We start from the raw sequence: 25,515 nt of genomic DNA, 5'->3' as shown, positions 1-25,515 counted from the left end.
CTGCGGCCGATCAGGCGCGGCGAGCGGGCGGAGAACATGACCGAGCCGGCACCGAGCAGCACCGGAGCGGGGCAGCAGCGGGGTGTGGTCGCTCGCGCACTTACCCTGCAGGTATACGGGGAGGGGGTATCGTGGTGCGGATGGAGCGGACCGGGCGGGCGACGGACCCGGCCGGGCGGACGGTCGCCCGGTGGGCGGTGCTGTGCGCCCTGCTGCTCGGGCTGTTCCTGATGCACGGAAGCCCGGCGAGCGCCGCCGGGTGCCACCGGGAGACGGCGACCGCGGCGGCCCCGCACATGGGAGCGCACGTCATGGACGGGGGCGGCCGGGTGGCCGTCCGTGCGCCGGGCGCGCACGAGGGGGCGATGGTCGACTGCGTCTCCACCCCGGCCCGCGACCAGCTGCCGCCGGCCGGCCCGTCCGCCACCGTGCCGTGGACCCACCCGCAGCCGTCCGCGGCCGGACCGCTGCGCGCCGGCGGCGCCGAGGGCGGCCGGGCACCGCCCGACAGTGGGCGGGAACTGCTGATCCGGGTCTGCGTCGCCCGCAGGTGAGGGCGCCACCCGGCCGTACCCGAGAAGGGGCCGCCGGGCGCCGCGTCCTGTCCGCGACCGCGCACCACCGCTGCGCGCGCACCCTGGAGCGAACTCCGATGACCCGAACCACCACGACCACCCGCCGCACCCTGCTCACCGCCGCGGCCGCCGCCGCCCTCGCGCTGACCCTCACCGCCTGCGGCAGCGACGCGATGTCCGGCATGAACCACGGCGCCGCGCCCTCCGCCACCGGGCACGACACGTCGGGCGACATGCCCGGCATGAGCCACGGCCCGGACGGCATGGCGGGCATGCCCGGCATGGCCCACAGCACCGACGGGCTGGCCTCCGAACAGGGCGAATACCGCCTCGACGGCACCCTCGCCGGCAACGAGTACCGGTTCACCGTGACCGGCCCGGACGGCAAGGTGCTGACCGCGTACGAGCCGGAGCAGACCAAGGAGATGCACTTCTACGCGATCCGCTCCGACCTGTCCGGCTTCCAGCACCTGCACCCGACGCGCTCCGCCGACGGCACCTGGACCGCCCCGCTGGCCGCCCTGCAGCCCGGCGACTGGCGGATGTACGCCTCGTTCGTCCCCGGCGCGGGCAGCAACAAGGGCACCGGGCTGGTGCTCAGCCGCACCGCGGCCGTCGCCGGCCAGTCCACCCCGGAACCGCTGCCCGCCGCCGCCACGACCAGCACCGTCGACGGCTACACCGTCACCGTGGCCGGCGCCCCGAAGGCCGGCGCGGCCGGGGAGTTGACCGTCACCGTCGCCAAGGACGGCAAGCCCGTCACCGACCTGGAGCCCTACCTGGAGACGTACGCGCACCTGACCGCCTTCCACGCCGGCGACCAGGCGTTCGCGCACCTCCACCCGGAGACCAAGGTCACGGCCCAGGGCGGCGGCCCGACCCTGTCCTTCCACGCCGAGCTGCCGAAGCCCGGCGACTGGCGGCTGTTCCTGCAGTTCCAGACCGGCGGCACCCTGCACACCGCGGCGCTCACCCTGAACGTCGCCGCCTGACCGCCCCGGACCCGCCCCGCCGGGGCGGGTCCGCTTCCCGCACAAGTGCGCGAAGATGGACGGATGACCGCCTCCCCGCGCCCCCGCCTGATCGCCACCGACCTCGACGGCACCCTGCTGTGCCCCGGCGGAACGGTCTCCGCCCGGACGGCGGCCGCGCTGGCCGCCGCCGAGGCCGCCGGCGTGCAGGTGGTGTTCGTCACCGGCCGCCCGCCGCGCTGGATGCGCCACCTCGGCCCGCACATCGGCGGCCACGGCGTGGCGATCTGCTCCAACGGCGGCGCGGTGGTCGACGTCCGGCGCGGCGAACTGCTGGAGACCTGCCCGCTGAACCGCGCCGACACGCTCACCGTCGTCGACCGGCTGCGCGCCGAACTCCCCGGCACCGCCTTCGCGTTCGAGTTCCCGGACGGCTTCGCCCGGGAGGCCGAGTACACCGTCTTCTTCGGCGAGTCCGACAACGACCACCCGGTCGGCCCGGCCGCCGAACTCCTCGCCTCCGGCCGCGTCGACGGCCTGTTCAAGCTGCTCGGCAAGCACCCCGACCTCTCCCCCGACGAGTTCCTCGACCGCGCCCGCACCATCGTCGGCCCGCTCGCCGAGGTCACCCGCTCCAGCCCCATCCCGCTGATCGAAATCAGCGCCCCCGGCGTCACCAAGGCCAGCAGCCTCGCCCGCTGGTGCGCCCAGCACGACATCGACGCCACCGAGGTCATCGCCTTCGGCGACATGCCCAACGACCTCGAAATGCTCGCCTGGGCCGGCCAGTCCTACGCCGTCGCCAACGCCCACCCCCTGGTCCTCGCCTCCGTCACCCGCCACACCGTGAGCAACGACCAGGACGGCGTCGCCGCAGTCATCGAAACCCTGCTCTGACGCCACGTCACCACTAGGTTCAGAGCCGGGCCGTCCAGCGGACTCGGGTGCCCTTGGTGTGGGGGCCGGGTTCGTGCCAGGCGTCGCCGCCGAGGGCCTCGGCCCGGCGGGTGAGGTTGCGGAGGCCGGAGCGGCGGCCGCCGTCGGGGATGCCGATGCCGTCGTCGGTGACGGTGAGGAGGATGCCGGGGAGGCCGGGGCTGTCGGGGGCGACGGGGCGGCCGTCGGGGCCGAGGTGGACGGTGGCGTCGAGTTCGACGGCGACCCGGGAGGCGCGGGCGTGGCGGGCGGTGTTGGAGAGCATCTCCCGCAGAGCAGCGAGGAGTTGGCGGGAGGCCTGTTCGCCGACCAGGCTCTCCACGGGGCCGGTGAAGGTGATGCTGGGCCGGAAGCCGAGTGCCGCCGCGGCCTGGCTGCCCTCGCGCAGGACGCGGGTGCGCAGGGTGTCGGGTTCGTCGTCGGTGTCGCCGTGCTGGAGGGCGTAGATGGTGGTGCGGACTTCCTGGATGGTGGCGTCGAGTTCGTCGACGGCCTTTCCGATGCGTTCCTGGACCTCGGGGACGACGGCCCGGCGGGCGGCGGTCTCCAGCATCATGCCGGTGGCGAACAGCCGTTGGATGACGAGGTCGTGCAGGTCGCGGGCGATCCGGTCGCGGTCCTGGAACACGGCCAGGCGCTGCTGGTTGAGCTGGTACTCGGCGAGCCGCAGGGCCAGCGCGGCCTGCGAGGCGAAGGTCTGGGCGAGTTTCCGTTCGGTGCGGGTGAACGGCGCGGCGCCGGCTCCGCGCCACACGCAGAGCGCGCCCAGGACCCGCCGGGAGGACACCATCGGCACCGCCATGGAGGGGCCGAACTCCCTTGCCAGACGGTCGAACTGACTGTCCGAAGCAACCTCGGGAGCGACTGTCGGGTCGTCCAGGTGGACGGCTTCGCCGGACAGCAGGCGGGGGGTCAGGCCGTGCTCGGGGAGCAGTTCGCCGGCCAGGTAGTCGGCCCGTTCCCCGGAGGCGTACGCGACCCGCATCCGGCCCTCGCCGGCGGGCAGCAGGACCATGCCGAGCGCGCCTTCGGCGAGTTCGCGGACCTGTTCGGCGGCGACGGTCAGCGCGATCCGGGCCTCGTCGGTGGACAGCAGTGAGGTGGTGACGGCCGCCGCGGCGGTGATCCAGCGTTCGCGGCGCCGCCCTTCCTCGTAGAGCCGGGAGTTCTCGATCGCGACGCCCGCGGCGGCGGCCAGTGCCAGCACCACCTGCTCGTCCTCGGGGGTGAACGAGCCGCCGCCCTGCTTCTCGGTCAGGTAGAGGTTGCCGAACACTTCGCCGCGGACCCGGATCGGCACGCCCAGGAAGGACACCATCGGCGGGTGTTCGGGCGGGAAGCCGACCGAGCGCGGGTCGGTGGTCAGGTCGGTCAGCCGCAGCGGCCGGGGGTCGTCGATCAGGGCGCCGAGGATGCCGCGCCCGGCGGGCAGCCGGCCGATCCGCCGGCCGGTTTCGTCGTCGACGCCGACGTGGATGAAGTCCAGCAGGCCGCCGCCGTGCGGGTTGACCACGCCGAGCGCGGCGTACCGGGCGTCGACGAGTTCGGCGGCGCCGGAGGCGATCCGTTGCAGGGTGGTGTGCGGGTCGAGGTTGGCCCCGACCGAGACCACGGCCTCCAGCAGGCGCTGCATCCGGTCGGCCACGGCGGCGGCGGACTGGAGCCGTTCCGAGACCTCGGTGACCAGGGCGTCCAGCCCGAGCGAGGAGATCTCGGGAATGCGCGGTGGGCCGTTCTCGGCGGCCGGCTGATCCATGCCACCAGTGTGCATTCCGGGCGAAGCGGGACGGATCAGACGGCCACCCGGCGCGCCTCGCCGTCCCGTTCGCGGGCCAGCATCGCGGCCAGCCGCCCGTCGGGACGGTCCGCCAGCGCCGACCAGCGGCCGCGTTCCACCACCCGGCCGTCGTCCAGCACCAGCACCTCGTCCACGGTGTCGTCGTCGAGGCCGGCGAGCCGGTGGGTGATCAGCAGGGTGGTGCGGCCCGCGGTGGCGGCGAGCAGGTCGGCGGTGAGCGCGTCGGCGGTCGCCACGTCGAGGTGTTCGGCGGGCTCGTCGAGGATCAGCACGGGGAAGTCGGCAAGCAGCGCGCGGGCCAGGGCGAGGCGCTGGCGCTGGCCGCCGGAGAGCCGGGCGCCGTGTTCGCCGACCATGGTGTCGAGGCCGTCGGGCAGGCCGTCCACCCAGTCCAGCAGGCGGGCCCGGGCGAGTGCGGCGCGCAGCTGCGTCTCGTCGGCGTCGGGGCGGGCGAGGCGCAGGTTCTCCCGCACCGAGCTGTCGAAGACGTGCGCGTCCTGCGCGCACAGGCCGATCACCCGGCGGACGTCCTCGCCGGTCAGTTCGCGGGTGTCCACGGTGTCGGCGAATCGGACGGAGCCGCCGGACGGTTCGACGAACCGCAGCAGCACGTGCGCGAGCGTGGTCTTGCCGGAGCCGGACGGGCCGACCACCACGACCCGGCGGCCGGGCCGCAGTTCCAGGTCGACGCCGCGCAGCGCGTCGCGCGGGGCGCCGGGCCACCGGGCGGTCAAGTCGCTGACGCGGATGGGCAGTTGTTCGACGGGCAGGGGCTTCGGCGCGGCGGGTTCGGTGACCGGCGGGGGCGAGGCCAGCACCTCGGCGAGGCGTTCCCGGGAGGCCCGGGCGCGCTCGCGGAACCGCACCGCGGTGGGCATCCCGGCGACGGCCTCGAACGCGGCGAGCGGCGTCAGCACCACGACGGCCAGGCAGACGCCGGGCAGCGCGCCGGAGGCGACGCCGCGCACGCCGACCGCGGCGGCGGCCACCACCGTCAGTCCGGACACCAGCGCCACCAGGCCCGCGGAGACCGCCCCGGAGGCGGCGGAGCGCCCGGCCAGCCGGGTCAGCGCGGCGTCGGCGCCGCGGGTGGCGCGCAGCCGGTCCGGGAGGGCGCCGGCGACGGTCAGTTCGGCGGTGCCGGTCAGGGTGTCCAGCACGGCGGTCGCCAACTCGCCCTTGGCGGGGGCGTGCCGGCGTTCGGTGCGGCCGGAGATCCGGCGCTCCAGCGCGGGGACGGCGGCCCCGGCGAGCAGCAGGCCGAGGGCGAGCACCAGGCCGGCCAGCGGCAGGAAGGCGGCGAGCGCGGCGGAGGCGCCCAGCGACACCACGACGGCGATCGCGGCGGGCAGCCGCCAGCGCAGGTGGTGGTCCTGTACCGCGTCCACGTCGGCGACCAGCCGGGACAGCAGGTCGCCGCGCCGGAACTGCGGGAGCCCGGCGGGGGCGAGCTGCTCCAGGCGCCGGTAGACGGCGGTGCGGATGCCGCCGAGGGCCTTCAGCACGGCGTCGTGCGAGACCAGCCGCTCGGCGTAGCGGAACACGCTGCGGCCGATGCCGAACGCCCGGACCGAGGTGACGGCGACCATCAGGTACAGCACGGGCGGCATCTGCGAGGCGCGGGAGATCAGCCAGCCGGAGGTGCCCATCAGCGCGACGGCGCAGCCGAGGGCGAGCGAGCCCAGCAGCACGGCGAGCCACAGCCCGGGGACCCGGGAGGACGGTTCGGCGGTGTCCACCGCCTCGTCCCGGTACGCGGGCCGGGGCGCGACCTCGACGGCGGGCTCGGCAACGACCGGAGCGGCGACCGGAACGGGAGCGCCCGGCAGCCGCACGTGGTGGTCGGCGAGCGCGATCAGCGCGGGCCGGTGGGTGATCAGCAGCACCGTGCGGCGGAGCGAGCCGAGGGTCTCCAGCAGTGCGGCCTCGGTGACGGGGTCGAGGTGGGCGGTGGGTTCGTCGAGCACCAGCAGCGGCCGGTCGGCGAGCAGCGCGCGGGCCAGGGCGAGGCGTTGGCGCTGGCCGGCGGAGAGGCCGTGGCCGTTCTCGGCGAGCGGGGTGTCGGGGTCGGCGAAGTCGACCCGGGCGGCGGCGAGCGCGGCGCGCAGCTGCGGCTCGGTGGCGTCGGGGCGGGCGAGGCGGACGTTCTCGGCGACGGTGCCGGCGAACAGGTGGGGGTGCTGCGGGACCCAGGCGAGTTGGGCGTGCCAGCTCGCCAGGTCGGTGTCGGCGAGCGGCTGGTCGCCGATCAGGATCCGTCCGGCGTCCGGGCGGACGAAGCCGAGCAGGGCGCCCACCAGGGTGGTCTTGCCGGCGCCGCTGGGCCCGGTGAGCACTGTGGTGCGTCCGGCCGGTACCACCAGCGAGACCTCGTGCAGGGCGTCCTGGGTGCGGCCGTCGTGCCGGACGGTGAGTCCTTCGATCCGGATGTCGGCGCCGGCGACCTGGGGGGCGGGGCGGCGGCCGGGCTGGGGCAGCGGGGTCTCCAGTACCTCGAAGATCTTCCCGGCGGCGGCCAGGCCCTCGGCGCTGGAGTGGTAGAGCGCGCCGACCTGGCGCAGCGGCAGGTAGACCTCGGGGGCGAGGACCAGCACCAGCAGGCCGGTCTCCAGGTCGAGGGTGCCGTTGACGAGCCGGAAGCCGATGGAGACGGCGACCAGGGCGACGGAGAGGGTGGAGAGCAGTTCCAGCGCGAAGGAGGAGACGAAGGCGAGGCGCAGGGTGCGCAGGGTGGCGCGGCGGTAGTCCTCGGTGATCCGGCCGATCGCGGTGGCCTGGGCCTTGGCCCGGCCGAAGACCTTGAGGGTGGGGAGTCCGGCGACCACGTCGAGGAAGTGGTGGGAGAGCCGGGACAGGCCGGCGAACTGGCGGTCGGTGCGGGCCTGGGTGGCGTAGCCGATGAGGATCATGAAGAGCGGGATCAGCGGCAGTGTGACGCAGATGATCGCGGCGGATTCCCAGTCGGCGCCGAGGATCCGGGTCAGGACGACCAGTGGGACGACCACGGCGAGGGCCAGTTGCGGCAGGTAGCGGGCGAAGTAGTCGTCGAGGGCGTCGACGCCGCGGGTGGCGAGGGTGGCGAGGTCGCCGGTGCGGCGGCCGGTCAGGTAGCCGGGGCCGAGTGCGGTGGCGTGGTCGAGCAGGCGGCGGCGCAGGGTGGACTTGACGGTGGCGACGGAGCGGTGGGCGGTGAGTTCGGTCAGCCAGGCGACCAGTGCCCGGCCGAGGGTGACGGCGGCGAGGCCGAGCAGCGGCCCCCACAGCGGGGACTGGCCGTGCTGGAAGGAGCGGACCACCAGGTCGGCGATCAGCGCGGCCTGGGCGACCAGCAGGGCCGCGCCCACCCCGCCGAGCAGTACGGAGCCGGCGAGGAAGGCGCGGGTGGTGCGGGCGTAGGCCAGCAGCCGGGGGTCGATCGGACGCATCCGCTGCTGGCGTTCCATCAGGGGTGTGCTCCTCAGTGGTGGGCGGCGGCGGGGATGTGCTGGACGCCGATCCGGCGGCGGAACACCCAGTACGTCCAGCCCTGGTAGAGCAGCACGAGCGGGGTGAAGATCACCGCGACGACGGTCATCACCTTGAGCGTGTAGGGCGAGGACGAGGAGTTGGTGACGGTCAGCGACCAGGCCTCGTTCAGGGTGGACGGCATCACGTCGGGGAACAGCGCCAGGAACAGCATGCCGACGGCGGCGGCGATGGTCACGCCGCTGAAGCCGAAGGCCCAGCCCTCGCGGCCGACCTGGTTGGCGCCGAGCGCGCCGAGCAGGGCGAGGACGGCGACGATCAGCGCGGCCAGGCTCCAGCCGTTGCCGGTGTGGACCTGGGTCCAGATCAGGAAGACCGCCGCGAGCACCGCGGTGATCAGCCCGAGCACGGTGGCCTGGACGCGGGCCCGGTGCCGGATGTCGCCGGCGGTCTTCAGCGCGGCGAACACCGCGCCGTGGAAGGTGAACAGCACCAGGGTGGTGAGGCCGCCGAGCAGCGCGTACGGGTTGAGCAGGTCCCAGAAGGTGCCGACGTAGTTCTTGTCCTGGTCGATGGCGACGCCGCGGACGATGTTGGCGAAGGCGACGCCCCACAGGAAGGCGGGCAGCAGGGAGGTCCAGAAGATGGCGAGTTCCCAGTTGCGCTGCCAGCGTTCGCTCTCGCGCTGGTGCCGGTACTCGAAGGAGACGCCGCGGACGATCAGGCAGACCAGGATGATCAGCAGCGGGATGAAGAAGCCGCTGAACAGGGTGGCGTACCAGTCGGGGAAGGCCGCGAAGGTGGCGCCGCCGGCGGTGAGCAGCCACACCTCGTTGCCGTCCCAGACCGGGCCGATGGTGTTGATCAGGACGCGGCGTTCGGCGGTGTTGCGGGCCAGCAGCCGGGTGAGGATGCCGATGCCGAAGTCGAACCCCTCGAGGAAGAAGTAGCCGATCCACAGGACGGCGATCAGGATGAACCAGAAGTCGTGCAGGTGCATGTGATCCGTCCTCAGTACGCGAAGGCGAGCGGCTGGTCGGAGTCCTCGTCCGAGGGGCCGCGCAGGGTCGGGTCCTTGGCGGGCGGCTTCTCGTCCGTGTTGGGGCCGGCGGCGGCGTACTTGGCGAGCAGCTTGACCTCGATCACGGCGAGGATCGCGTACAGGGCGGTCAGCGTGGTGAGGCCGAGCACCTGGGTGCCGACGCTGACGTTGGGGGAGACCGCGTCGCGGGTGAACATCAGGCCGAACACCACCCAGGGCTGGCGGCCCATCTCGGTGAAGATCCAGCCGAAGCTGTTGGCGATCAGCGGGAAGCCCATGGTGAGGATGCCGATCCGCCAGCTCCACCGGGTGAAGAAGACGTTCATCTCCCGGTTCTTGGTGAGCATCAGCTTCGGCGGCTCGTCCTCGCCGGTGCGGTGCTCGGGGGCCAGCCAGAACTTGCGGCGGGTGGTCCACAGGCCGATCAGCGCGGCGACGAAGGACGTCATGCCGAAGCCGATCATCAGCCGGAATCCCCAGTAGGTGACGAAGATGTTGGGGATGTAGTCGGTCGGGTTCCCACCGTGCTGGGCGGCTTCGGCGGCGGCGGTGTCGTTGATGCCGGGGACTTCGGACGAGAAGTCGTTGTGGGCGAGGAAGGACAGTATTCCGGGGATCTCCAGGGCGACCGAGTTGTGGCCCTTGGAGACGTCGCCGACGGCGAACACCGAGAACGGGGCGGGGGCCTGGGTGTCCCAGAGCGCTTCGGCGGCGGCCATCTTCATCGGCTGCTGCTCGAACATCACCTTGCCGAGGGTGTCGCCGCTGATCGCGGTGCCGAGGCCGGCCACCGCGGCGAGCACCAGGCCGACGCGCAGCGAGGTGCGCATCGAGGCGGTCTTGCGCTTGTCGGTCTCCTTGCCCCGCTTGGCGCGCCACAGGTGGTAGCTGGCGATGCCGACCACGAAGGCGGCGCCGGTGAGGAAGGCGGCGGTGAGGGTGTGGAAGACCTGGACCAGGGTGGTGTTCTGGGTCAGCACCCGGACGATGTCGGTGAGTTGGGCCTTGCCGGTGACGGGGTCGATCCGGTAGCCGACCGGGTGCTGCATCCAGGAGTTGGCGGCCAGGATGAAGTACGCGGACAGCGCGGTGCCGATCGCGACCATCCAGATGCAGGCGAGGTGGATCTTCTTCGGCAGCTTGTCCCAGCCGAAGATCCACAGTCCGATGAAGGTGGACTCGAAGAAGAACGCGATCAGCGCTTCCATCGCCAGCGGGGCGCCGAACACGTCGCCGACGAAGCGGGAGTAGTCGGACCAGTTCATGCCGAACTGGAACTCCTGGACGATGCCGGTGACCACGCCCATGGCGATGTTGATCAGGAAGAGCTTGCCCCAGAACTTGGTGGCGTGGAAGTACTTCTCCTTGCCCGTGCGCACCCATGCGGTCTGCAGTCCGGCCACGATCGAGGCCAGGCTGATCGTCAGCGGGACGAAGAGGAAGTGATAGACGGTGGTGATGCCGAACTGCCATCGCGAGATGGTCTCGTGAGCGACTGCTAGGTCCACTGCGCCCTCTCTCACAGGATGTGCAAACCGAACAAAAAAGGCACATCTAGCACGGTAACGCGCCGAACCTGCCCAAGCTTGTCCGCTTGTGAACGTGAACACGTTCACAAGAGCAGTATCCATGATGCTTATCAGTGCATTCGCACGGGGGGGGTGTTCTCCGACAACTCAAATGATCTGCCGCCGGTTCGGCCGCCCACAAGCCGGAGCGGGGCGCCGACGCTGTACCGAACGGCGCTTGACACCGACCTCACTGACGTTACCTCAGCCCGGTTCAGCCCTGGTGCGGCAGGACCACCCTGAAGGCCGCGCCGGCGCCCGGCGCGGTGCGCAGGGCCAGCTCGCCGCCGTGCGCGGACACCAGCGCGGAGGCGATCGCCAGACCCAGACCCGCTCCCCCGGCCTCGCCGGCCCGGCGGACCCGGGACGCGTCCGCCCGGTAGAAGCGTTCGAACACCAGCGCCGCCTGCTCCTCCGCCAACCCCGGCCCCCGGTCCGCGACTTCGAGCAGGCAGCTGTCGTCCACCCGGCCCACCCCGATCCGCACCGCGGTGCCCGGCGGGGTGTGCTTGACCGCGTTGCCCACCAGGTTGCTCACCACCTGGCGCAGCCGGGCCTCGTCGCCGAGCACCGGCGCGGGCTGCGGGGCGCCCTCGCCGTGCGGACCGGTCAGGGCCACCGGGCGTCCCGGGTCCAGCGCGGTCAGGTCGTGCAGGGCGTCGGCGGCCAGCGTGCGCAGGTCCATCGGGGCCAGGTTCAGCGGGCGTTCCTCGTCCAGCCTGGCCAGCATCAGCAGGTCCTCGACCAGGGCGCCGAGGCGCACCGCCTCCGACTCGATCCGGTCCATCGCCCGGTCGACGTCGTCCAGCGCGCCCATCCGGTGCAGCTCGGCGAAGCCACGGATGCCCGCCAGCGGGGTGCGCAGCTCGTGCGAGGCGTCGGCGACGAAGCGGCGCATCCGGCGCTCGGAGGCGGCGCGGTCGGCGAACGCCGTCTCGATGTCGGTCAGCATCCGGTTCAGCGCCGCCGACAGCCGGCCCACCTCGGTGCGGGCCGGCAGCTCCGGCATCCGGTGCGACAGGTCTCCGTCGGCTATCCGCTGCGCGCCCGCCTCCAGCTGGCGCAGCGGCCGCAGCCCGGCCCGCACCGCGACCGCGCCCAGGCCGGCCAGGCCCACCAGGACGGCGCCGCCGATGGTGAAGAAGGTGGTGCGCAGGTGGCTGATGGTGGACTGCACGTCGTCCAGCGGCACCGCGACCTGCACGTACCGCGGCGAGCCGAAGTCGCCCGCGGTGGTGCGCTGCAGCGGCAGCACCATCGAGCGCCACTCGCCGCCGCGCGGCACCTTCTCGGTGAACGGCTCGGCCTCCCGGCGCGCCAGCGCGGCGGAGGTCAGCGCGGGCAGCTGCGGGGCCGGCTCGGAGTCGGTCAGCGGCTGGCGCAGCACCGACAGCACGGTGCCGTCCCCGGCCAGGTAGCGCACCACGTACTCGCTGGGCAGCGCCTGGCCGGTGCGGCGGCTCAGCGCCTGCGGGCTGAACACCGACATCGGGGTCTGCTGGCGGGTCGGCGCGCGCCGGGCCAGCGGTTCGGCGTACCGCTCCAGCTGCTGGTCGGTGCGCTCCACCAGCTGGCCGCGGACGGTGCCGAGCACCCAGGCGTCGCTGACCACCAGGCCGGTGGTGACCAGCAGCACCGCCAGCACCAGCAGCCGGACCCGCAGCGAGAAGCGGGCCATCTCAGCTGTTCGGCGGGCGGCGCAGCGCGTAGCCGATGCCGCGCACCGTGTGGATCAGCTTGGGGCCGTGCGCCGGGCCGGAGTCGAGCTTGCGGCGCAGGTAGGAGATGTACGACTCGACGATGGACAGGTCGCCGCCGAAGTCGTACGCCCACACGTGGTCGAGGATCTGCGCCTTGGAGACCACCCGGCCGACGTTGGCCATCAGGTAGTGCAGCAGCTTGAACTCGGTGGGGGAGAGCGAGACCGGGAGGCCGCCGCGGGTGACCTCGTGCGCGGTCGGGTCCAGGACGAGGTCGGCCACCATCAGGCGGCCGTCGTCGGCGGGGCCGCCGGCCCGGCGCAGGATCGCCCGGATCCGGGCGATCAGCTCCTCCAGGCTGAACGGCTTGGTGACGTAGTCGTCGGCGCCGACGGCCAGGCCCTGGACCTTGTCGCCGGTGCCGTCCTTCGCGGTCAGGAACAGCACCGGAACGTGCTCGGGGCTGCCCGGCCGCTGGGTCTGGTCGCGCAGCCGCTGGACGACGGTGAAGCCGTCCAGGTCGGGCAGCATCACGTCGAGCACCACCAGGTCGGGGCGCTCGGCGGCGATCGCGTCCAGCGCCTCCTGGCCGGTGGCGGCGGAGGCCACCCGGAAGCCGGAGAAGCGCAGGCTGGCCGACAGCAGCTCGCGGATGTTGGGCTCGTCGTCCACCACCAGCAGGAACGGTTCACCGCCCGCCGGAGTCGCCCCGGGCTGGCTCGACTGCAATGCGCCTGACAAGATCTGCTCCGCCTCCCGGGCCGGGACGAAATGGCCGGCCCGGGCTGTTTCCGGGACGGTCGGACGAGGTCCGCCGGGTGCACCCGACCGAGCATCGTCAGACAGACCCTAGCCCGGGCAGGCTACGCCAAATGGACGAAGAACGGGATGGTCAGCCGGTTGTGCTCGAACCGGTACCGGCCGTTCCGCCACCCTGGCCACCACCGCCGCCGCCCCGGCCGCCGAAGCCGCCGAAGCCGCCCGCGCCGCCCTCGGTGAGCTGGGTGGCGCTGTAGGAGCCGTCGGCGCCCTTGCTGCCCATCACGGTGACGTTCTGGCCGGGCTGCAGGTCGCCGACCTTGCCCTCCTTGGTGGTGGTGACCTTGGTGGAGTCGCCGGTGGTGATCTTCACGGTGTTCCCGTTGGCGTCGGTCAGGTAGACGGTGGTGCCGTCCACCGACTTGACGGTGCCGCGGGTGAAGCCGCCGCCGCCCGGGCCGTTCTGACCGCCCGGGCCGTTCTGACCGCCGCGGCGGCCACCGTTCTGCTGTCCCGGGTTCTGGCCTCCGGAGGCGCGGGCGGTGCCGTTGCCGCCGGTGTTGTCGTCCTTCTGGTACCAGACGCCGCCGGCGAAGGACAGCACGGCGATCAGGCCGCCGGCCAGCGCCAGGGTGGGCCAGGGGAGCCCCCGGCGCGGCGGCGCAGCCAGCTCGGCGGTGATGTCGCGGGCGTCCGGCGCGGTGGCCAGCAGCTCCTGCTCGTCCGACATGAAAGGGCTCCTTCTACTCGTGCCGGAGGGCGTCGATGGGGCGCAGCGAGGCGGCCCGGTTGGCGGGGTAGCTGCCGAAGAACAGGCCGATGGCGACGGCGATGGCGAAAGCGCCGAGCACCGATTCGGGGATCACCACCGGCTTGATGCCGACCACCGAGAAGTGCGAGCCGACGATCCCGGCGAGCACGCCGAGGCCGGCGCCGATCACCGACAGCAGGGTGGATTCGGCGAGGAACTGGCCGAGGATGACCGCGCGGGGCGCGCCGAGCGCCTTGCGGATGCCGATCTCCCTGGTCCGCTCGGTGACGGTGACCAGCATGATGTTGGTGATGCCGATGCCGCCGACCAGTAGCGAGATCGCGGCGACGGCGCCGAGCAGCACCGTGAAGGTCTTGGTGGTGGATTCGCGGGCGCTCAGCAGCGAGGTCTGGTTGCTGATCCGGAAGTCGGCCTTGGTGGGGTCCTTGATGGCGTGGGTGCCCATCAGGATCCGGGTGATGTCGGCCTGTGCCTCGGTGGTGGTGTCGGCGGAGGACGCCTGCACCAGGATCTGGTTGACCGAGCCGAAGCCGGTGAACGCGTTCTGCACGGTCGGCAGCGGGGCGATCACCACGTCGTCGGGGTCGTTGAAGCCGGTGGAGCCCTTGGTGGCGAGCACGCCGGTGACGGTGAACGGGGTGCCGCCGATGGTGATCTTCTTGCCGATCGGGTCCTCGGTGGCGAACAGCTCCTTGGCGGTGGTGGAGCCGAGCACCGCGACCTTGCGGGAGTTCAGCACGTCGTCGGCGGAGAAGTAGTCGCCCTCGGCGATCTTCTGGTTGGCGGTCTCGAAGTACGCCGGGTAGCTGCCGACGATCTGGCCGGGCTGGTAGGAGATGTTCCCGTACAGCGCGGTGCCGCTGGTGGTGACCACCGGGGCGACCGACTTGATGGCCGGGGTGTCGGTGGCCGAGGCGAGGGCCTTGGCGTCCTCCACGGTGAGCTTCTTCGCGGCGGTGGCGGAGCCGCGGGAGGCCGCGGTGGAGACGGTCAGCGAGTTGGTGCCCAGCGAGGTGATGGACTCCTTCACCGCGACCGAGGAGCCGTTGCCGACCGCGAGCAGCAGGATCACCGAGGCCACGCCGATCAGCACGCCGAGCATGGTCAGTGCGGAGCGGACCTTGTTGGCGGCCAGGCCGCCGACCGCGAAGCGGATCATCTGCCAGGCGATCACGCGACCACCTCCGCGGCCGGGGCCGGCGGCGGGCCGTCGACCGGGGCCTGCCGGACGTCGGAGACGATCGCGCCGTCGACCAGGCGGACCACCCGCTTGGCGTGCCGGGCCACCTCGTCCTCGTGGGTGATCACCACCACGGTGCGGCCGCGCGCGTTGAGGCCGTCGATGATGCCCAGCACCTCCTCGGTGGAGCGGCTGTCGAGGTTGCCGGTGGGCTCGTCGGCGAGCAGCATCGCGGGCGCGGTGACCAGGGCGCGGGCCACCGCGACGCGCTGCTGCTGGCCGCCGGACAGCTGGTTGGGCTTGTGGCCGGCCCGCTCGGCCAGGCCGACCAGGGTGAGCGCGGCCAGCGCCCGGCGGCGCCGCTCGGCGGCCCGCACGCCCGCGTAGGCGAGCGGCAGTTCGACCTGGGCGAGGGCGGTGGTGCGCGGCACCAGGTTGAACGACTGGAACACGAAGCCGATCTTGCGGTTGCGCACCAGCGCGAGCCGGCCCTCGTCGAGGTGGCCGACGTCGGTGCCGTCGAGCAGGTAGCGGCCGGCGGTGGGGACGTCCAGGCAGCCGAGGATGTTCATCAGGGTGGACTTGCCGGAGCCGGAGGAGCCCATCACCGCCACGTAGTCGCCCTCGGCGATGTCCAGGTCGACGCCGAGGGGTTCGCCGTCCGGGCCGAGCGGGCCGCGCAGGGCGTGCACGACGGCGTCGCCGTGGCCGTAGGACTTGAGGACCCGGCGGATCTGGATCACCGGGGGCTTGCCGGGGCTCATCCGCGCGAACCCCCGCCGCCGTTGCCGCCGCCGTTGCCGCCGCCGCCGTTGCCGCCTCGGGAACCGCCGCCCCCGCCGCCGTAGCCGCCACCGCCGAAGCCGCCGTTCAGGCCGGGGAAGCTGCCGGACGGGAAGCCGTTGCCGGTGCCCGCGGTGGTGGCGGTCAGCTCGACCTTCTCGCCCTCGGTGAGGCCCTCGGTGACCTGCACGGTGCTGTCGCCCTCGATGCCGACCGTCACCTGCACGCGCTCGGTGGAGCCGTCGTCGTGCAGCACGGTCGCGGTGCGGGTGGAGCCGGTGCCCTGGAGGGCCGCGGTGGGCACCGACAGGGCGTTGTCGGCGGAGCCGGTGACCACCGAGATGGTGGCGCTCAGCCCGGTGCGCAGCGCGGCGGTGTCGCCGGTGATCTGGAGCGTCGCGCCGTACTGCACGGCGCCGTTGGTGGAGCTGGAGGGCAGCGAGCTGACCGACAGCACGGTGGCGGCGAGCTTGGTGTCGGACTGCGCGTTCAGGGTGACGGTCGCCGTCTGGCCCTTCTTCAGCTTCAGCGAGTCCAGCTCGGAGAAGTTCGCGGTGACCTCCATCCCGGAGGGGTTGGTGAGCACGATGAATCCGGTCGGGGTGGTGCTGGAACTGGCGCTGCCGGCACCGGACTTGGTGGTGGACGAGCTGCCGGAGCCCGACGATCCGGCGCCGGAGACGGTGTCGCCGACCTTGCCGGTGACCGCGGCGACGGTGCCGTCGGTGGTGGCGGTCAGCGTGGTGCCGGCCAGCGCGGTCTGCGCGTTGGTCAGGGTGTTCTGCGCGTTGTCGACCTGCTGCTGGGCCTGCGCGACCTGCGCCTGGTCGACCTTCACGGTGGTCGTGGTGCTCGGCTGCGGCTGCGGGGTGGCCGCCGCGGAGCCCGAGCCGCCGCGGCCGGACGAGCCGCCGTTGCCGCCGTTACCGGCGCCCGACGAGCCGGTGCCGGGGACGGTGGTGGTGACCGTCTCGCCGGCCTCGGCCTTGGTCAGGTTGGCCTGCGCCGCGGTCAGCGCGGACTGCGCCTGGTCGACCTGCTGCTGGGCGGTGGTGGTGTCGACGGTGGCGAGCACCTGGCCCTTCTTCACCGTGTCGCCGACCGCGACCTTCACCGCCGTCAACCGGCCGCCGGTGGTGAAGTCCTGACCGGCGTCGGAGGGCGAGAACAGCGTGCCCGATCCGGACACGGTGGCCTGGACCGCGCCCTTGGCGACCGTCGCGGTCCGGACCTTGGAGCCGGCGGCGGCCTTGCTGGTCCCGCTGTCCAGGGTGGTGTACGCCAGTGCGGCCCCGCCCAGCAGGGCCACGCCGAGCGCGGAGTTGACGAGGACGGCACCACGCCGTCGCGGAAGCACCTTCATGGCGCAGAAGCATCGCCCCGCGCTCTTTCGCCGCCCTGTGCGGTTCCTGGGCGCCCGCTGGGACCGGCGATCCGGACAAGTCGGCGCACATCACCCGCCGGTTGCCCGTCGGTTGTCCGGCGGACCACCAGCTCTTGACCGGACTCCCGGGAACCTCCCAGCAAAGTCCCGTCCCCGGTTCACCCGCGCCGGGCGCCGGCCGGTCATGCCGACGGGGCGGGCAACCGCGTTGCCCGCCCCGCCCGTTGCGGCTTCGTCAGAGCTCCTTGCGGAACGCCTCCGCGGCGCCCAGGAACAGGTCGTTGCCCTCGGTCTCGCCGATCGAGACCCGGACGCCCTCGCCGGGGAACGGGCGGACCACCACGCCGGCCTCGGCGCAGGCGGCGGCGAAGTCGAGGGTGCGCTCGCCGAGCCGCAGCCAGACGAAGTTGGCCTCGGAGGGGACCACCGTCCAGCCCTGCCCGCGCAGCGCGGCGGTGACCCGGACGCGCTCGGCGACCAGCGCCTCCACGCGCTCCAGCAGGGCGTCCTCGGCGCGCAGCGAGGCGACCGCGGCGTCCTGGGCGAGCTGGCTGACGCCGAACGGGACGGCGGTCTTGCGCAGCGCGCCGGCGACCTGCTCGTGGCCGACGGCGAAGCCGACCCGCAGGCCGGCCAGGCCGTACGCCTTGGAGAAGGTGCGCAGCACGCAGACGTTGGGGCGGTCGCGGTAGAGCTCGATGCCGTCCGGGACGTCCTCGTCGCGGATGAACTCGCGGTAGGCCTCGTCGAGGACGATCAGGATGTGCGCGGGGACGGCGTCCAGGAAGCGGACCAGTTCCTCGCGGTGCAGGGCGGCGCCGGTCGGGTTGTTGGGGTTGCAGACGAAGATCAGCCGGGTCCGGTCGGTGATCGCGGCGAGCATCGCGTCGAGGTCGTGGGCCTCGTCGGCGGTGAGCGGGACGGGCACCGGGGTGGCGCCGGCGATCCGGGTGATGATCGGGTAGGCCTCGAACGAGCGCCAGGCGAACATGACTTCGTCGCCCTCGCCGGCGGTGGCGAGCACCAGGGACTGGGCGACGCCGACCGAACCGGTGCCGGTGGCGATGTGCTCGGCGGGGACGCCGAAGCGCTGGGCGAGTTCGGCGGTGAGCGCGCCGACTCCCATGTCCGGGTAGCGGTTGAAGTCGCCGGCGGCGGCGACCGCGGCCTCCAGCACGCCGGGCAGCGGCGGGTAGGGGTTCTCGTTGGAGGAGAGCTTGTAGGAGTCCGCGCCGGCGGGCTTCCCGGGCTTGTAGCTGGGGATGCTGTCCAGGCTCGGCCGCAGCCGGGGGCCGTGCTCACGCTGAACCACGGGGTTCTCCGTTTCTCTTCGTCGGCGGCGGCGCCGATCACTCCCCGGTCGGGTGCCGTGAACGATACCGACCGCCCCTCACCCGTGCGGGTGAGATGCTCGTCCGGGTTACGGGTGCAGATCAGCCATTCTGCCGGGTTCCTTTGGCACATGTCAGAGGTATTGGAGGCGGAAAACCGCAGCTGTCGAAGGGTGCACCCCGGATCCGGCCATGGAGAAACGGTTCTTTGACGCCGGGTAGTGATCCGGTCACAGAACGCCGTGACGCGCCATACGATCGGTCCGCCATGACAGCAGCAGCCAATCAGAACGGTCGCCGAGCCACCGCCTCACGGCGCCTGGAACGGGCAGGCATCCGGGACGTCGCGGCGGCCGCCGGAGTCTCCATCACCACGGTCTCGGACGCCCTCAACGGGAAGGGCCGGCTCCCCGACGAGACCCGCAGCCGGGTCCGCGAGGTCGCCGAGCGCCTGGGCTACCGGCCGTCCGCCGCCGCCCGGACCTTGCGCACCGGCCGGTCCGGCCTGATCGGACTGACCGTCACCACGTACGGCGAAGAGCCGTTCACCTTCACCGAGTTCGCCTACTTCGCGGAGATGGCGCGGGCCGCCACCAGCGCCGCGCTGGGCCGCGGCTACGCCCTGGTGGTGCTGCCCGCGTCGTCCCGGCACGACGTGTGGAGCAACATCGCGCTCGACGGGACGGTGGTGATCGATCCGCCCGACCAGGACCCGCTGGTCACCGAGCTCTACCGGTCCGGCGTGCCGGTGGTCTCCGACGGCAAACCGGGCAACTGCCCGGTCACCGCCTGGGTGGACAACGACCACGAGGCGGCGGTGCTCGGCATCCTGGAGCACCTGAGCGAGGCCGGCGCCCGCCGGATCGGCCTGCTCACCGGCACGTCCACCGACACCTACACCCGGCTGTCCACCGAGGCGTACCTCGCCTGGTGCGACCGGGTCGGCCAGGAGCCGGTGTACGAGGCGTACCCGGCGCACGACCCGGCCGCCGGGGCGGTCGCCGCCGACCGGCTGCTGGCCCGCCCGGACCGCCCGGACGCGGTGTACGGACTGTTCGACCCGAACGGCACCGACCTGCTGGCCGCCGCCCGCCGCTACGGACTGCGGGTGCCGGACGACCTGCTGCTGGTGTGCTGCTCGGAGTCCGACGTGTACGCCAACACCGAACCGCCGATCACCACCCTGTCGTTGAAGCCCCGTCGGATCGGCACCACCGTGGTCAACCTGTTGATCGACGCGATCGAAGGAGTCGACGCGGGATCGGGCTCCGTCCCCGGGCGGCTGTTCCCGCCGCGCTACCGCACCGCCGGGACGGGCCCGCCGCCCGGCACCCTGATGCCCACCGAGCTGATCGTGCGGGCCTCCTCGCAGCGCCGCAGCCCGCGCACCACGGTCAGTCCGCCCCGCCCGCCGGGCGAGGTGTGAGCGCGCGCCGCCCGCGTCGGCCGGCGGTCCGGACCATCCCGGACCGGGGCAGACCGGGCGGCCGGCCCGCCGCCCGGCGGGTCAACCGGGAAAACGGATACCGACCAGGTGAGGACGGCGGGAGAGTGCGCTTCCTATGATGGGCGAATGACACCCGAGGACCTCTTCCGCGAACCCGAGCACCCGCACTCGGGCATCCGCTCCCGCCAGGACCTCGACGTGCTCCCCCAAGGCTCCTGGTTCGAGCCGGCCGAACCCGCCGGCTACCAGTACGAGGACACCCACAGCACCTACGGCGGCGCCCACTACCTGGAGCAGCACTGGGCCCCCGCCGGGCAGTTCGGCGAAGCCGCCCCGCAGGCACCCGGGCACTACGCGCACGAGGACCCGCCGACCATCGAACTCGGCCCGCCGATCGAGGCGGTGCCCCCCGTCGAGGTGCACTTCCCGTACCCGCAGCCCGAACCCGGCGAGGGCCCCGGCCCGCTGTTCGTCATCGGCGACGTGCACGGCTACCTCGACGAACTGCTCGCCGCGCTGCACCAGCAGGGCCTGATCGACGCCGACGGCCACTGGTCGGCCGGGCGCTCCCGGATCTGGTTCCTCGGCGACTTCACCGACCGCGGCCCGGACGGCATCGGCGTCATCGACCTGGTGATGCAGCTGGCCGCCGAGGCGGCCGCGGCCGGCGGCTACTGCCGGGCCCTGATGGGCAATCACGAACTGCTCTTCCTGGGCGCCGCCCGCTACGGCGACGAGGCCGTCCAGTCCACCGCCGGCACCGCCTCGTTCCTCGCCGCCTGGCGGCTCAACGGCGGCCAGCAGCACGACCTGGAGCGCCTGCAGCCGCACCACATCAGCTGGCTGTCCCGGCTGCCCGCGATGGCGCTGGAGGACGGCCACCTGCTGCTGCACTCCGACACCACCGCGTACCTGGAGTACGGCGAGACCATCGCCGACGTCAACGACGCCGTGCACGCGCTGCTCGCCGACGAGGGCATCGACGAATGGTGGGACGCCTTCCGCAAGTTCACCAAGCGGTTCGCGTTCCGCGGCCAGGCCGGCACCATGGCCGCGCAGGAACTGCTCGCCATGTACGGCGGCTACCGGGTGGTGCACGGCCACAGCCCGATCCCCTACCTGACCGGCGACCACCCCGAGGACGGCGTCCCGCCGCACGTGCCCGGCCCGTACATCTACGCCGACGAACTGGCCATCGCGATGGACGGCGGCGTCACCATGGACGGCCGGCTGCTGGTCGCACAACTGCCGCTGAACTGAACAACTGCTCGATGGCGCAAGGGAACTGGGCGCGCCGAAGTTCCGGAAAGAGCCTGTCGGCGCGCTCCCGCGCACGCCTACCATCGAGGCCAGTGACCTTCCGTCCACCTCGCGGAACGGGGTACCCATGAGCCACCCGCCGCGCCTGCTCGCCGAGGACCGCGCCGACTTCGGCCGGCTGCTCGACGAAGCGCTGCGCGACCCCGCCGTCCGGCAGGCCCTGGCCGAGCCCGGCGTGCACCTCAACACCGAACAGCTCTACACCAGGGCCCTCGCGGACGCCGAAACCGTCGCCGCGCCCGCCGCCGCCGAGTACGCCCGCTACCTGGAACTGCGCGCCGCCGCCGCGGCCGCCGAGCAGCGCCCGGACAGCGCGCCGCCAATCGTCGGCGCTGGGCTGCTCCCCGCGCTGACGGTGCTGACGCCGCTGCTGGCCGGGTCGACCGGGCTGATCCTGCTGGTGCTCGGCTGGCTGCTGCGGGTCACCGCGCCCGGGCTGGCGTTCGGGCGCGCCGCCGTCACCGCCGGGCTGCTCGCGCTGGCCGTCGCCGCCGCCGCGCTGCTGATCGGCGGCGCCGGGCTGGTCCTCACCGCGCGCCGCGGCGCCGCCCGGGCCCTCGGCGCCGACCCGTACCAGCAGGCCGAGCTGGCCGCGGCCCGGGCCGCCTGGCACACCGCGCTGCGCGACCGCGCCCTGCTGCCCTGGCTGCTCGCCCACCACCTCGCGACCCCCGACACCGGCGTCCCGCGCGCCCGGACCGCGCCGCCCGACCTGCTCAGCCCCGGCTACAGCCGGGCCGGGTACGGCAGCCCGGGCTTCACCAGCCCCGGGCCCGAAGGGCTGACGGACGATCAGCGCCGGCCGCGCCCGGCCGGGTTCACGGGCCCCGGGCACAGCAGCCCCGACTTCACCAGCCCCGGCCCGGAGGGCCTCACCGACGATCAGGGGCGCAAGCGCACCGACGGACCGCGCTTCACCAGCCCCGGACCCGAGCAGCTCACCGACGCCGACGGCCGGCCGCGCCCCGACGGGCCGCGCTACACCGCGCCCGACTTCACCAGCCCCGGGCGGCGCGGCCTGACGGGCGATCAGGGCGCGCCGCGACCGGCCGGATTCACCGGGCCGGGCCACAGCAGCCCCGACTTCGCCAGCCCCGGACCGGAGGGCCTGACGGACGATCAAGGGCGCAAACGCGGCGACGGACCGCGGTTCACCAGCCCCGGACCCGAGCGCCTCGCGGACGCGGACGGCCGACCGCGCTACACCTCGCCCGACTTCACCAGCCCCGGACCGGGCGGTCTGACGGGCGACCGCGGCGAGACCGAGGCCCCCGAGCGGGACGGGGGCTGACCGAAGCGGCCGGGAGCAGAGGCGGGCGGCGGCGGGTTCGCCCGGCAGCACCGCCGCGATCGCCCGGGCCTCGGCAAGGCCGACATCTACCTTGAATACAGCGATGCCGCGCCCGCCAAGGGCCGGTCAAAGGGAAGTGCCCCGACCCTGACCGCCTGCCGCCGCGGCCAGCAGGATTTCCGCCGCTTCGGTGCGGCTGTACAGCACGTAGCGGCCGGTGCGGTGGGCGGCGAGCAGGCCGGCGTTCCGGAGGGCGGTGAGGTGCTGGGAGACGGCACCGGGGGTGAGGGCGGTGCGGTCGGCGAGGGCGGTGGTGGAGGCCGGGGTGTCGAGTTCGGCGAGGAGGCGGGCGCGGGTCGGGCCGAGGACGGCGGCGAGGGGGTCGGGGAGGGCGGTGCGGCGTTCCCAGAGGGTGGCCACGGCGCGCGGGGGATAGCGCAGGGTCGGTTGCCAGTTCGGGGTGATGAGCGAGAACACCCGGGGCCAGACGAACACCGACGGGACGAGCAGCAGGCCGCGTCCGGCGAGGTGGCCGGTGCCCCGGGTGTGACGGTGGCCGACGTAGAGGGTGTTCTCGTCCCAGGTGATGTCCGTCCCGAGGTCGCCCAGCAGCCGGTCCGCGCCGTGTTCGGCGAACAGCCGGGCGCGGTGCAGGATGTCGCCCTCGAGCAGCGCGCGGATCCGGGGCCAGTGCGGCGCGAGGGCGATCTCCCAGTAGGCGTCGATCAGTTCGGCGAGTTCGGCCAGTCCGCGCCGCGGTTCGGCCCGCAGCCGGTCGATCCGTTCCGAGCGCGGCGCGCGCGGGCCGTCGAGGCCCGAGCGGACCAGTTCGGGCGGGGTGGCGCGCAGGACGGAGAGCTCGAGCCGCAGGTCGGGGACGGAGGTGGTGGGCGGCGGCGCGAGGAAGGCCGGGATCAGCCGGGGCGGGTCGGGGACCAGGTCGGCGAGCAGGCGCCAGTCCAGCCCTGAATCGGCGAGGCGGCGGTGCGCCCGGGTGCTCCACGGGCGGTGCAACGGGTGTTCGGCGGGATGCTTCAACACCCTTACGCCGGCCACCACTTCCCACAGCGGTGAGAGGGCGAACCGGGTACGGGCCAGGTCGCGGACGGAGAAGGTCACATCCAGCATGTGCGCGCCCTTTCGCGGTGGCAGGTCATGGCTGCGGTGGTGGTCGCGGTCGTCGGCCCCGCAGGATTCAGTGCAGCCTAAATTCCTCGCCCGCCGCCCGGCCCCGCCGGGAACCTCGCTCCATGACCAGCTCCCGCCTCGGCCCCGCGCCGACCGCCCCGCCGTCCGACCCGGATCCGTCGGCCCTGCGAAACCCCGGCTTCCGGCTGCTCCTCGGCGCCGCGGTGGCGAGCAAGCTCGGCACCGCGGTGAGTTCGCTGGCGATCCCCCTGACCGCCCTGCTGGCGCTGCACAGCTCCCCCGGACAGGTCGGGCTGCTGGCGACGCTGAGCACCCTCGCGTTCCTGCTGATCGGACTGCCGGCCGGGGCCTGGGTGGACCGGATCCGCAAGCGGCCCACGATGATCGCCGCCGATCTGGCCAGGGCCGCGCTGCTCGGATCGGTGCCGCTCGCCTGGCTGTTCGGCTGCTTGACGATCCATCAGTTGTACGCGGTGGTCCTGCTGTCCGGCGCGGCCACGGTGTTCTTCGACGTGGCCGCGCTGAGCCAACTGCCCGAACTGGTCGGCCGCAACCGGCTCACCGAGGCCAACGCCCACCTGGTGACGGTGGACGCCCTCACCCAGATCGGCGGGCGCAGCGCGGGCGGCTTCCTGGTGGCGGCGCTGTCCGCCCCGGTGGTGATCGTGGTGGACATGGCGAGCTACCTGGTCTCGGCGCTCCTGCTGCTGCGGATCCGGCGGCCGGAGCCGTCCCCGCGGGAGCGACGCGACGGGCGGCTCGGCGGTGAGATCCGCGAGGGCCTGCGTTTCGTGTTCGGCCACCCGGTCCTGCGGGCCGTGGCGCTCGCCGGGGCGGGCACGAACCTGTCGATCCAGCTGTACCAGACGATGCTGCCGGTGCTGTTCGTCGATGAACTCGGGCTGTCCGCCGGTGTCGTCGGCCTGTTCTTCGCGGTCGGCGGGCTCGGCGTGTTCATCGGTTCGGTCGCGGCCCGCCGGCTGGCCCGCCGCTTCGGCGCGGGACGGGTGCTGTGGCTGATGGGCCTGGCGGTCGCGCCGTGCGGAGTGCTGCCGGCGCTGGCCGGACGGGGCGCCGCGCTCTGGCTCGCGACCGGTGCCTGGCTGGTCATCACCTGCAAGATCGGCATCGACAACGTGATCACGGTGAGCTTCCGTCAGAGCGTGACCCCGGACCACCTGCTCGGCCGGATGAACGCCACCATGCGCGTCCTGCTCACCGGTTCCCTCGCCCTCGGCGCCGCCCTGGCCGGCCTGCTGGCCGAACTCACCTCCGTCCGAACGACGTTGTGGCTCGCGACGGCGGTGCTGGCCACCGTCTGGGTCCCGGTCTTCCGCTCCCCGCTGCGCACCCGACGCGAGCTGCCGGGGCCCGCCGCCACCCATCGGTGACGATGGTCCTAGCCGTAGACCTCGATCTCGCACTTCGCAGCACCGCTGCGGCCGATCCTGGCGTCACAGGTGATCAAGGGCACGCCCAGGGCTTCCGCCAGGGCGACGTATTGCGAGTCGTAGGCGCTGAGGTTGGCGTGCAGCTTCCTCACCCGGTCCCAGAAGGGCAGCGTCTCCCGCTTGGCGAGAGGAAGCATCCGGTACGCGGCAACAGCCCTCTCCGTCTCCCTCTCGGTCAGCTTGCCGCCTCGCTGCATGCCGAGCAGGGCCGACTGGATCTCGTAGTCCAGCAGGGTCGGCGCGTATACCTCCGCAGCTGATGCCACCCGGCCGCGGACAAGTTCGCCATCGGGGCCGTGGGCTGTCAGAACCACGACCAGAGCGGAGCAGTCAATGACGATCAACGCCCGACCCGCCCCTCATCGATCACGGCGAGGACATCCGCGGCGCTGACGTCGGCGGTGGTCTCCCGGTTCAGGCGCTCCATCATCTCGGCCATGGTCGGCTTGGACGCCTCTCGGGCGATCAGCTCCTGCATGTAGGCCTGGAGCGACTTCCCGGCCTGGGCCGCACGAACCTTCAGGGTCTGGATCTGGTCGTCCGGGACATCCCGGATCGTGAGGGCTGTCATGCCTGCATTCTAGTTCGGATGT

Annotated in this window: 21 protein-coding genes; 7 read left to right on the top strand and 14 right to left on the bottom strand. The window is 73.2% G+C overall.

The genetic code is table 11. The features are described 5' to 3' along the window. Nucleotides 1-140 precede the first annotated feature (140 nt). From ACIHEI_RS08265 to ACIHEI_RS08255, 3 genes are all read left to right on the top strand, one after another. The gene (locus ACIHEI_RS08265; RefSeq protein ID WP_396606066.1) at nt 141-554 is read left to right on the top strand and encodes a DUF6153 family protein; all 414 of its coding nucleotides are present in this window, start codon (nt 141-143) and stop codon (nt 552-554) included. Nucleotides 555-652: 98 nt separating this feature from the next. Next, nucleotides 653-1,567, top strand: a complete 915-nt coding sequence (locus tag ACIHEI_RS08260; RefSeq protein WP_396606065.1) for a hypothetical protein — start codon at nt 653-655, stop codon at nt 1,565-1,567. Nucleotides 1,568-1,630: 63 nt separating this feature from the next. Then, nucleotides 1,631-2,443, top strand: a complete 813-nt coding sequence (locus ACIHEI_RS08255) for an HAD family hydrolase (protein ID WP_387640254.1) — start codon at nt 1,631-1,633, stop codon at nt 2,441-2,443. Nucleotides 2,444-2,462: 19 nt separating this feature from the next. On the opposite strand, the gene ACIHEI_RS08250 is transcribed toward ACIHEI_RS08255, so the two are convergent. From ACIHEI_RS08250 to hisC, 11 genes are all read right to left on the bottom strand, one after another. Beyond that, complete coding sequence (locus ACIHEI_RS08250; protein ID WP_396606064.1) at nt 2,463-4,238, bottom strand: GAF domain-containing sensor histidine kinase; 1,776 nt, start codon at nt 4,236-4,238, stop codon at nt 2,463-2,465. Between the two features lie 35 nt (nt 4,239-4,273). Further along, nucleotides 4,274-7,705 (bottom strand): thiol reductant ABC exporter subunit CydD, encoded by a 3,432-nt coding sequence (gene cydD / locus ACIHEI_RS08245; protein WP_396606196.1) that lies wholly within the window; start codon nt 7,703-7,705, stop codon nt 4,274-4,276. 32 nt (nt 7,706-7,737) lie between these two features. Then, nucleotides 7,738-8,745 (bottom strand): cytochrome d ubiquinol oxidase subunit II, encoded by a 1,008-nt coding sequence (gene cydB / locus ACIHEI_RS08240; RefSeq protein WP_396606063.1) that lies wholly within the window; start codon nt 8,743-8,745, stop codon nt 7,738-7,740. 11 nt (nt 8,746-8,756) lie between these two features. After that, the gene (locus ACIHEI_RS08235; RefSeq protein WP_396606062.1) at nt 8,757-10,295 is read right to left on the bottom strand and encodes a cytochrome ubiquinol oxidase subunit I; all 1,539 of its coding nucleotides are present in this window, start codon (nt 10,293-10,295) and stop codon (nt 8,757-8,759) included. A 274-nt stretch (nt 10,296-10,569) separates the two neighbouring features. Further along, a complete protein-coding gene (locus tag ACIHEI_RS08230; protein WP_396606061.1) occupies nt 10,570-12,033 on the bottom strand; it encodes a sensor histidine kinase in 1,464 nt (487 codons plus the stop codon). 1 nt (nt 12,034) lies between these two features. Continuing rightward, complete coding sequence (locus ACIHEI_RS08225) at nt 12,035-12,796, bottom strand: response regulator transcription factor (RefSeq protein WP_396606060.1); 762 nt, start codon at nt 12,794-12,796, stop codon at nt 12,035-12,037. Nucleotides 12,797-12,947: 151 nt separating this feature from the next. Then, nucleotides 12,948-13,544 (bottom strand): hypothetical protein, encoded by a 597-nt coding sequence (locus ACIHEI_RS08220; protein WP_396606059.1) that lies wholly within the window; start codon nt 13,542-13,544, stop codon nt 12,948-12,950. A 13-nt stretch (nt 13,545-13,557) separates the two neighbouring features. After that, entirely contained in the window at nt 13,558-14,760 is a 1,203-nt protein-coding gene (locus ACIHEI_RS08215; protein ID WP_387640237.1) for an ABC transporter permease, read from the bottom strand. Then, on the bottom strand, nt 14,757-15,530 hold the full coding sequence (locus tag ACIHEI_RS08210; RefSeq protein ID WP_396606058.1) for an ABC transporter ATP-binding protein: 774 nt from the start codon (nt 15,528-15,530) through the stop codon (nt 14,757-14,759). Before ACIHEI_RS08210 ends, ACIHEI_RS08215 begins: the two co-directional genes overlap by 4 nt. Then, on the bottom strand, nt 15,527-16,912 hold the full coding sequence (locus tag ACIHEI_RS08205) for an efflux RND transporter periplasmic adaptor subunit (RefSeq protein ID WP_396606057.1): 1,386 nt from the start codon (nt 16,910-16,912) through the stop codon (nt 15,527-15,529). Before ACIHEI_RS08205 ends, ACIHEI_RS08210 begins: the two co-directional genes overlap by 4 nt. Nucleotides 16,913-17,168: 256 nt before the next feature. After that, nucleotides 17,169-18,245 (bottom strand): histidinol-phosphate transaminase, encoded by a 1,077-nt coding sequence (gene hisC, locus ACIHEI_RS08200; RefSeq protein ID WP_396606056.1) that lies wholly within the window; start codon nt 18,243-18,245, stop codon nt 17,169-17,171. A 287-nt stretch (nt 18,246-18,532) separates the two neighbouring features. On the opposite strand from hisC, the gene ACIHEI_RS08195 reads away from it, so the two are divergent. From ACIHEI_RS08195 to ACIHEI_RS08185, 3 genes are all read left to right on the top strand, one after another. Continuing rightward, on the top strand, nt 18,533-19,690 hold the full coding sequence (locus tag ACIHEI_RS08195) for a LacI family DNA-binding transcriptional regulator (protein ID WP_073818037.1): 1,158 nt from the start codon (nt 18,533-18,535) through the stop codon (nt 19,688-19,690). A gap of 147 nt (nt 19,691-19,837) precedes the next feature. After that, nucleotides 19,838-20,971, top strand: a complete 1,134-nt coding sequence (locus tag ACIHEI_RS08190) for a metallophosphoesterase (RefSeq protein WP_387640223.1) — start codon at nt 19,838-19,840, stop codon at nt 20,969-20,971. Nucleotides 20,972-21,098: 127 nt separating this feature from the next. Continuing rightward, on the top strand, nt 21,099-22,322 hold the full coding sequence (locus ACIHEI_RS08185; protein ID WP_396606055.1) for a hypothetical protein: 1,224 nt from the start codon (nt 21,099-21,101) through the stop codon (nt 22,320-22,322). A 126-nt stretch (nt 22,323-22,448) separates the two neighbouring features. Here ACIHEI_RS08185 and ACIHEI_RS08180 read toward each other — a convergent pair whose 3' ends face one another. Continuing rightward, a complete protein-coding gene (locus ACIHEI_RS08180) occupies nt 22,449-23,450 on the bottom strand; it encodes a DUF5937 family protein (RefSeq protein ID WP_396606054.1) in 1,002 nt (333 codons plus the stop codon). Nucleotides 23,451-23,572: 122 nt separating this feature from the next. Between ACIHEI_RS08180 and ACIHEI_RS08175 the strand changes: the two genes are divergently transcribed. After that, nucleotides 23,573-24,862 (top strand): MFS transporter, encoded by a 1,290-nt coding sequence (locus ACIHEI_RS08175; protein WP_396606053.1) that lies wholly within the window; start codon nt 23,573-23,575, stop codon nt 24,860-24,862. 8 nt (nt 24,863-24,870) lie between these two features. Here ACIHEI_RS08175 and ACIHEI_RS08170 read toward each other — a convergent pair whose 3' ends face one another. Next, nucleotides 24,871-25,266 carry a type II toxin-antitoxin system VapC family toxin gene (locus ACIHEI_RS08170; protein ID WP_387640213.1) on the bottom strand — a complete coding sequence of 132 codons (396 nt, stop codon included), beginning with the start codon at nt 25,264-25,266 and terminating at the stop codon, nt 24,871-24,873. Continuing rightward, on the bottom strand, nt 25,263-25,493 hold the full coding sequence (locus ACIHEI_RS08165) for a FitA-like ribbon-helix-helix domain-containing protein (RefSeq protein ID WP_387640210.1): 231 nt from the start codon (nt 25,491-25,493) through the stop codon (nt 25,263-25,265). The genes ACIHEI_RS08170 and ACIHEI_RS08165 overlap by 4 nt, the downstream gene beginning before the upstream one ends. Nucleotides 25,494-25,515 lie beyond the last annotated feature (22 nt).

It is taken from the genome of Kitasatospora sp. NPDC051984 (assembly GCF_044593455.1).
Classification (GTDB): domain Bacteria; phylum Actinomycetota; class Actinomycetes; order Streptomycetales; family Streptomycetaceae; genus Kitasatospora.
This window is presented reverse-complemented; position numbering and strand designations above follow the sequence as displayed.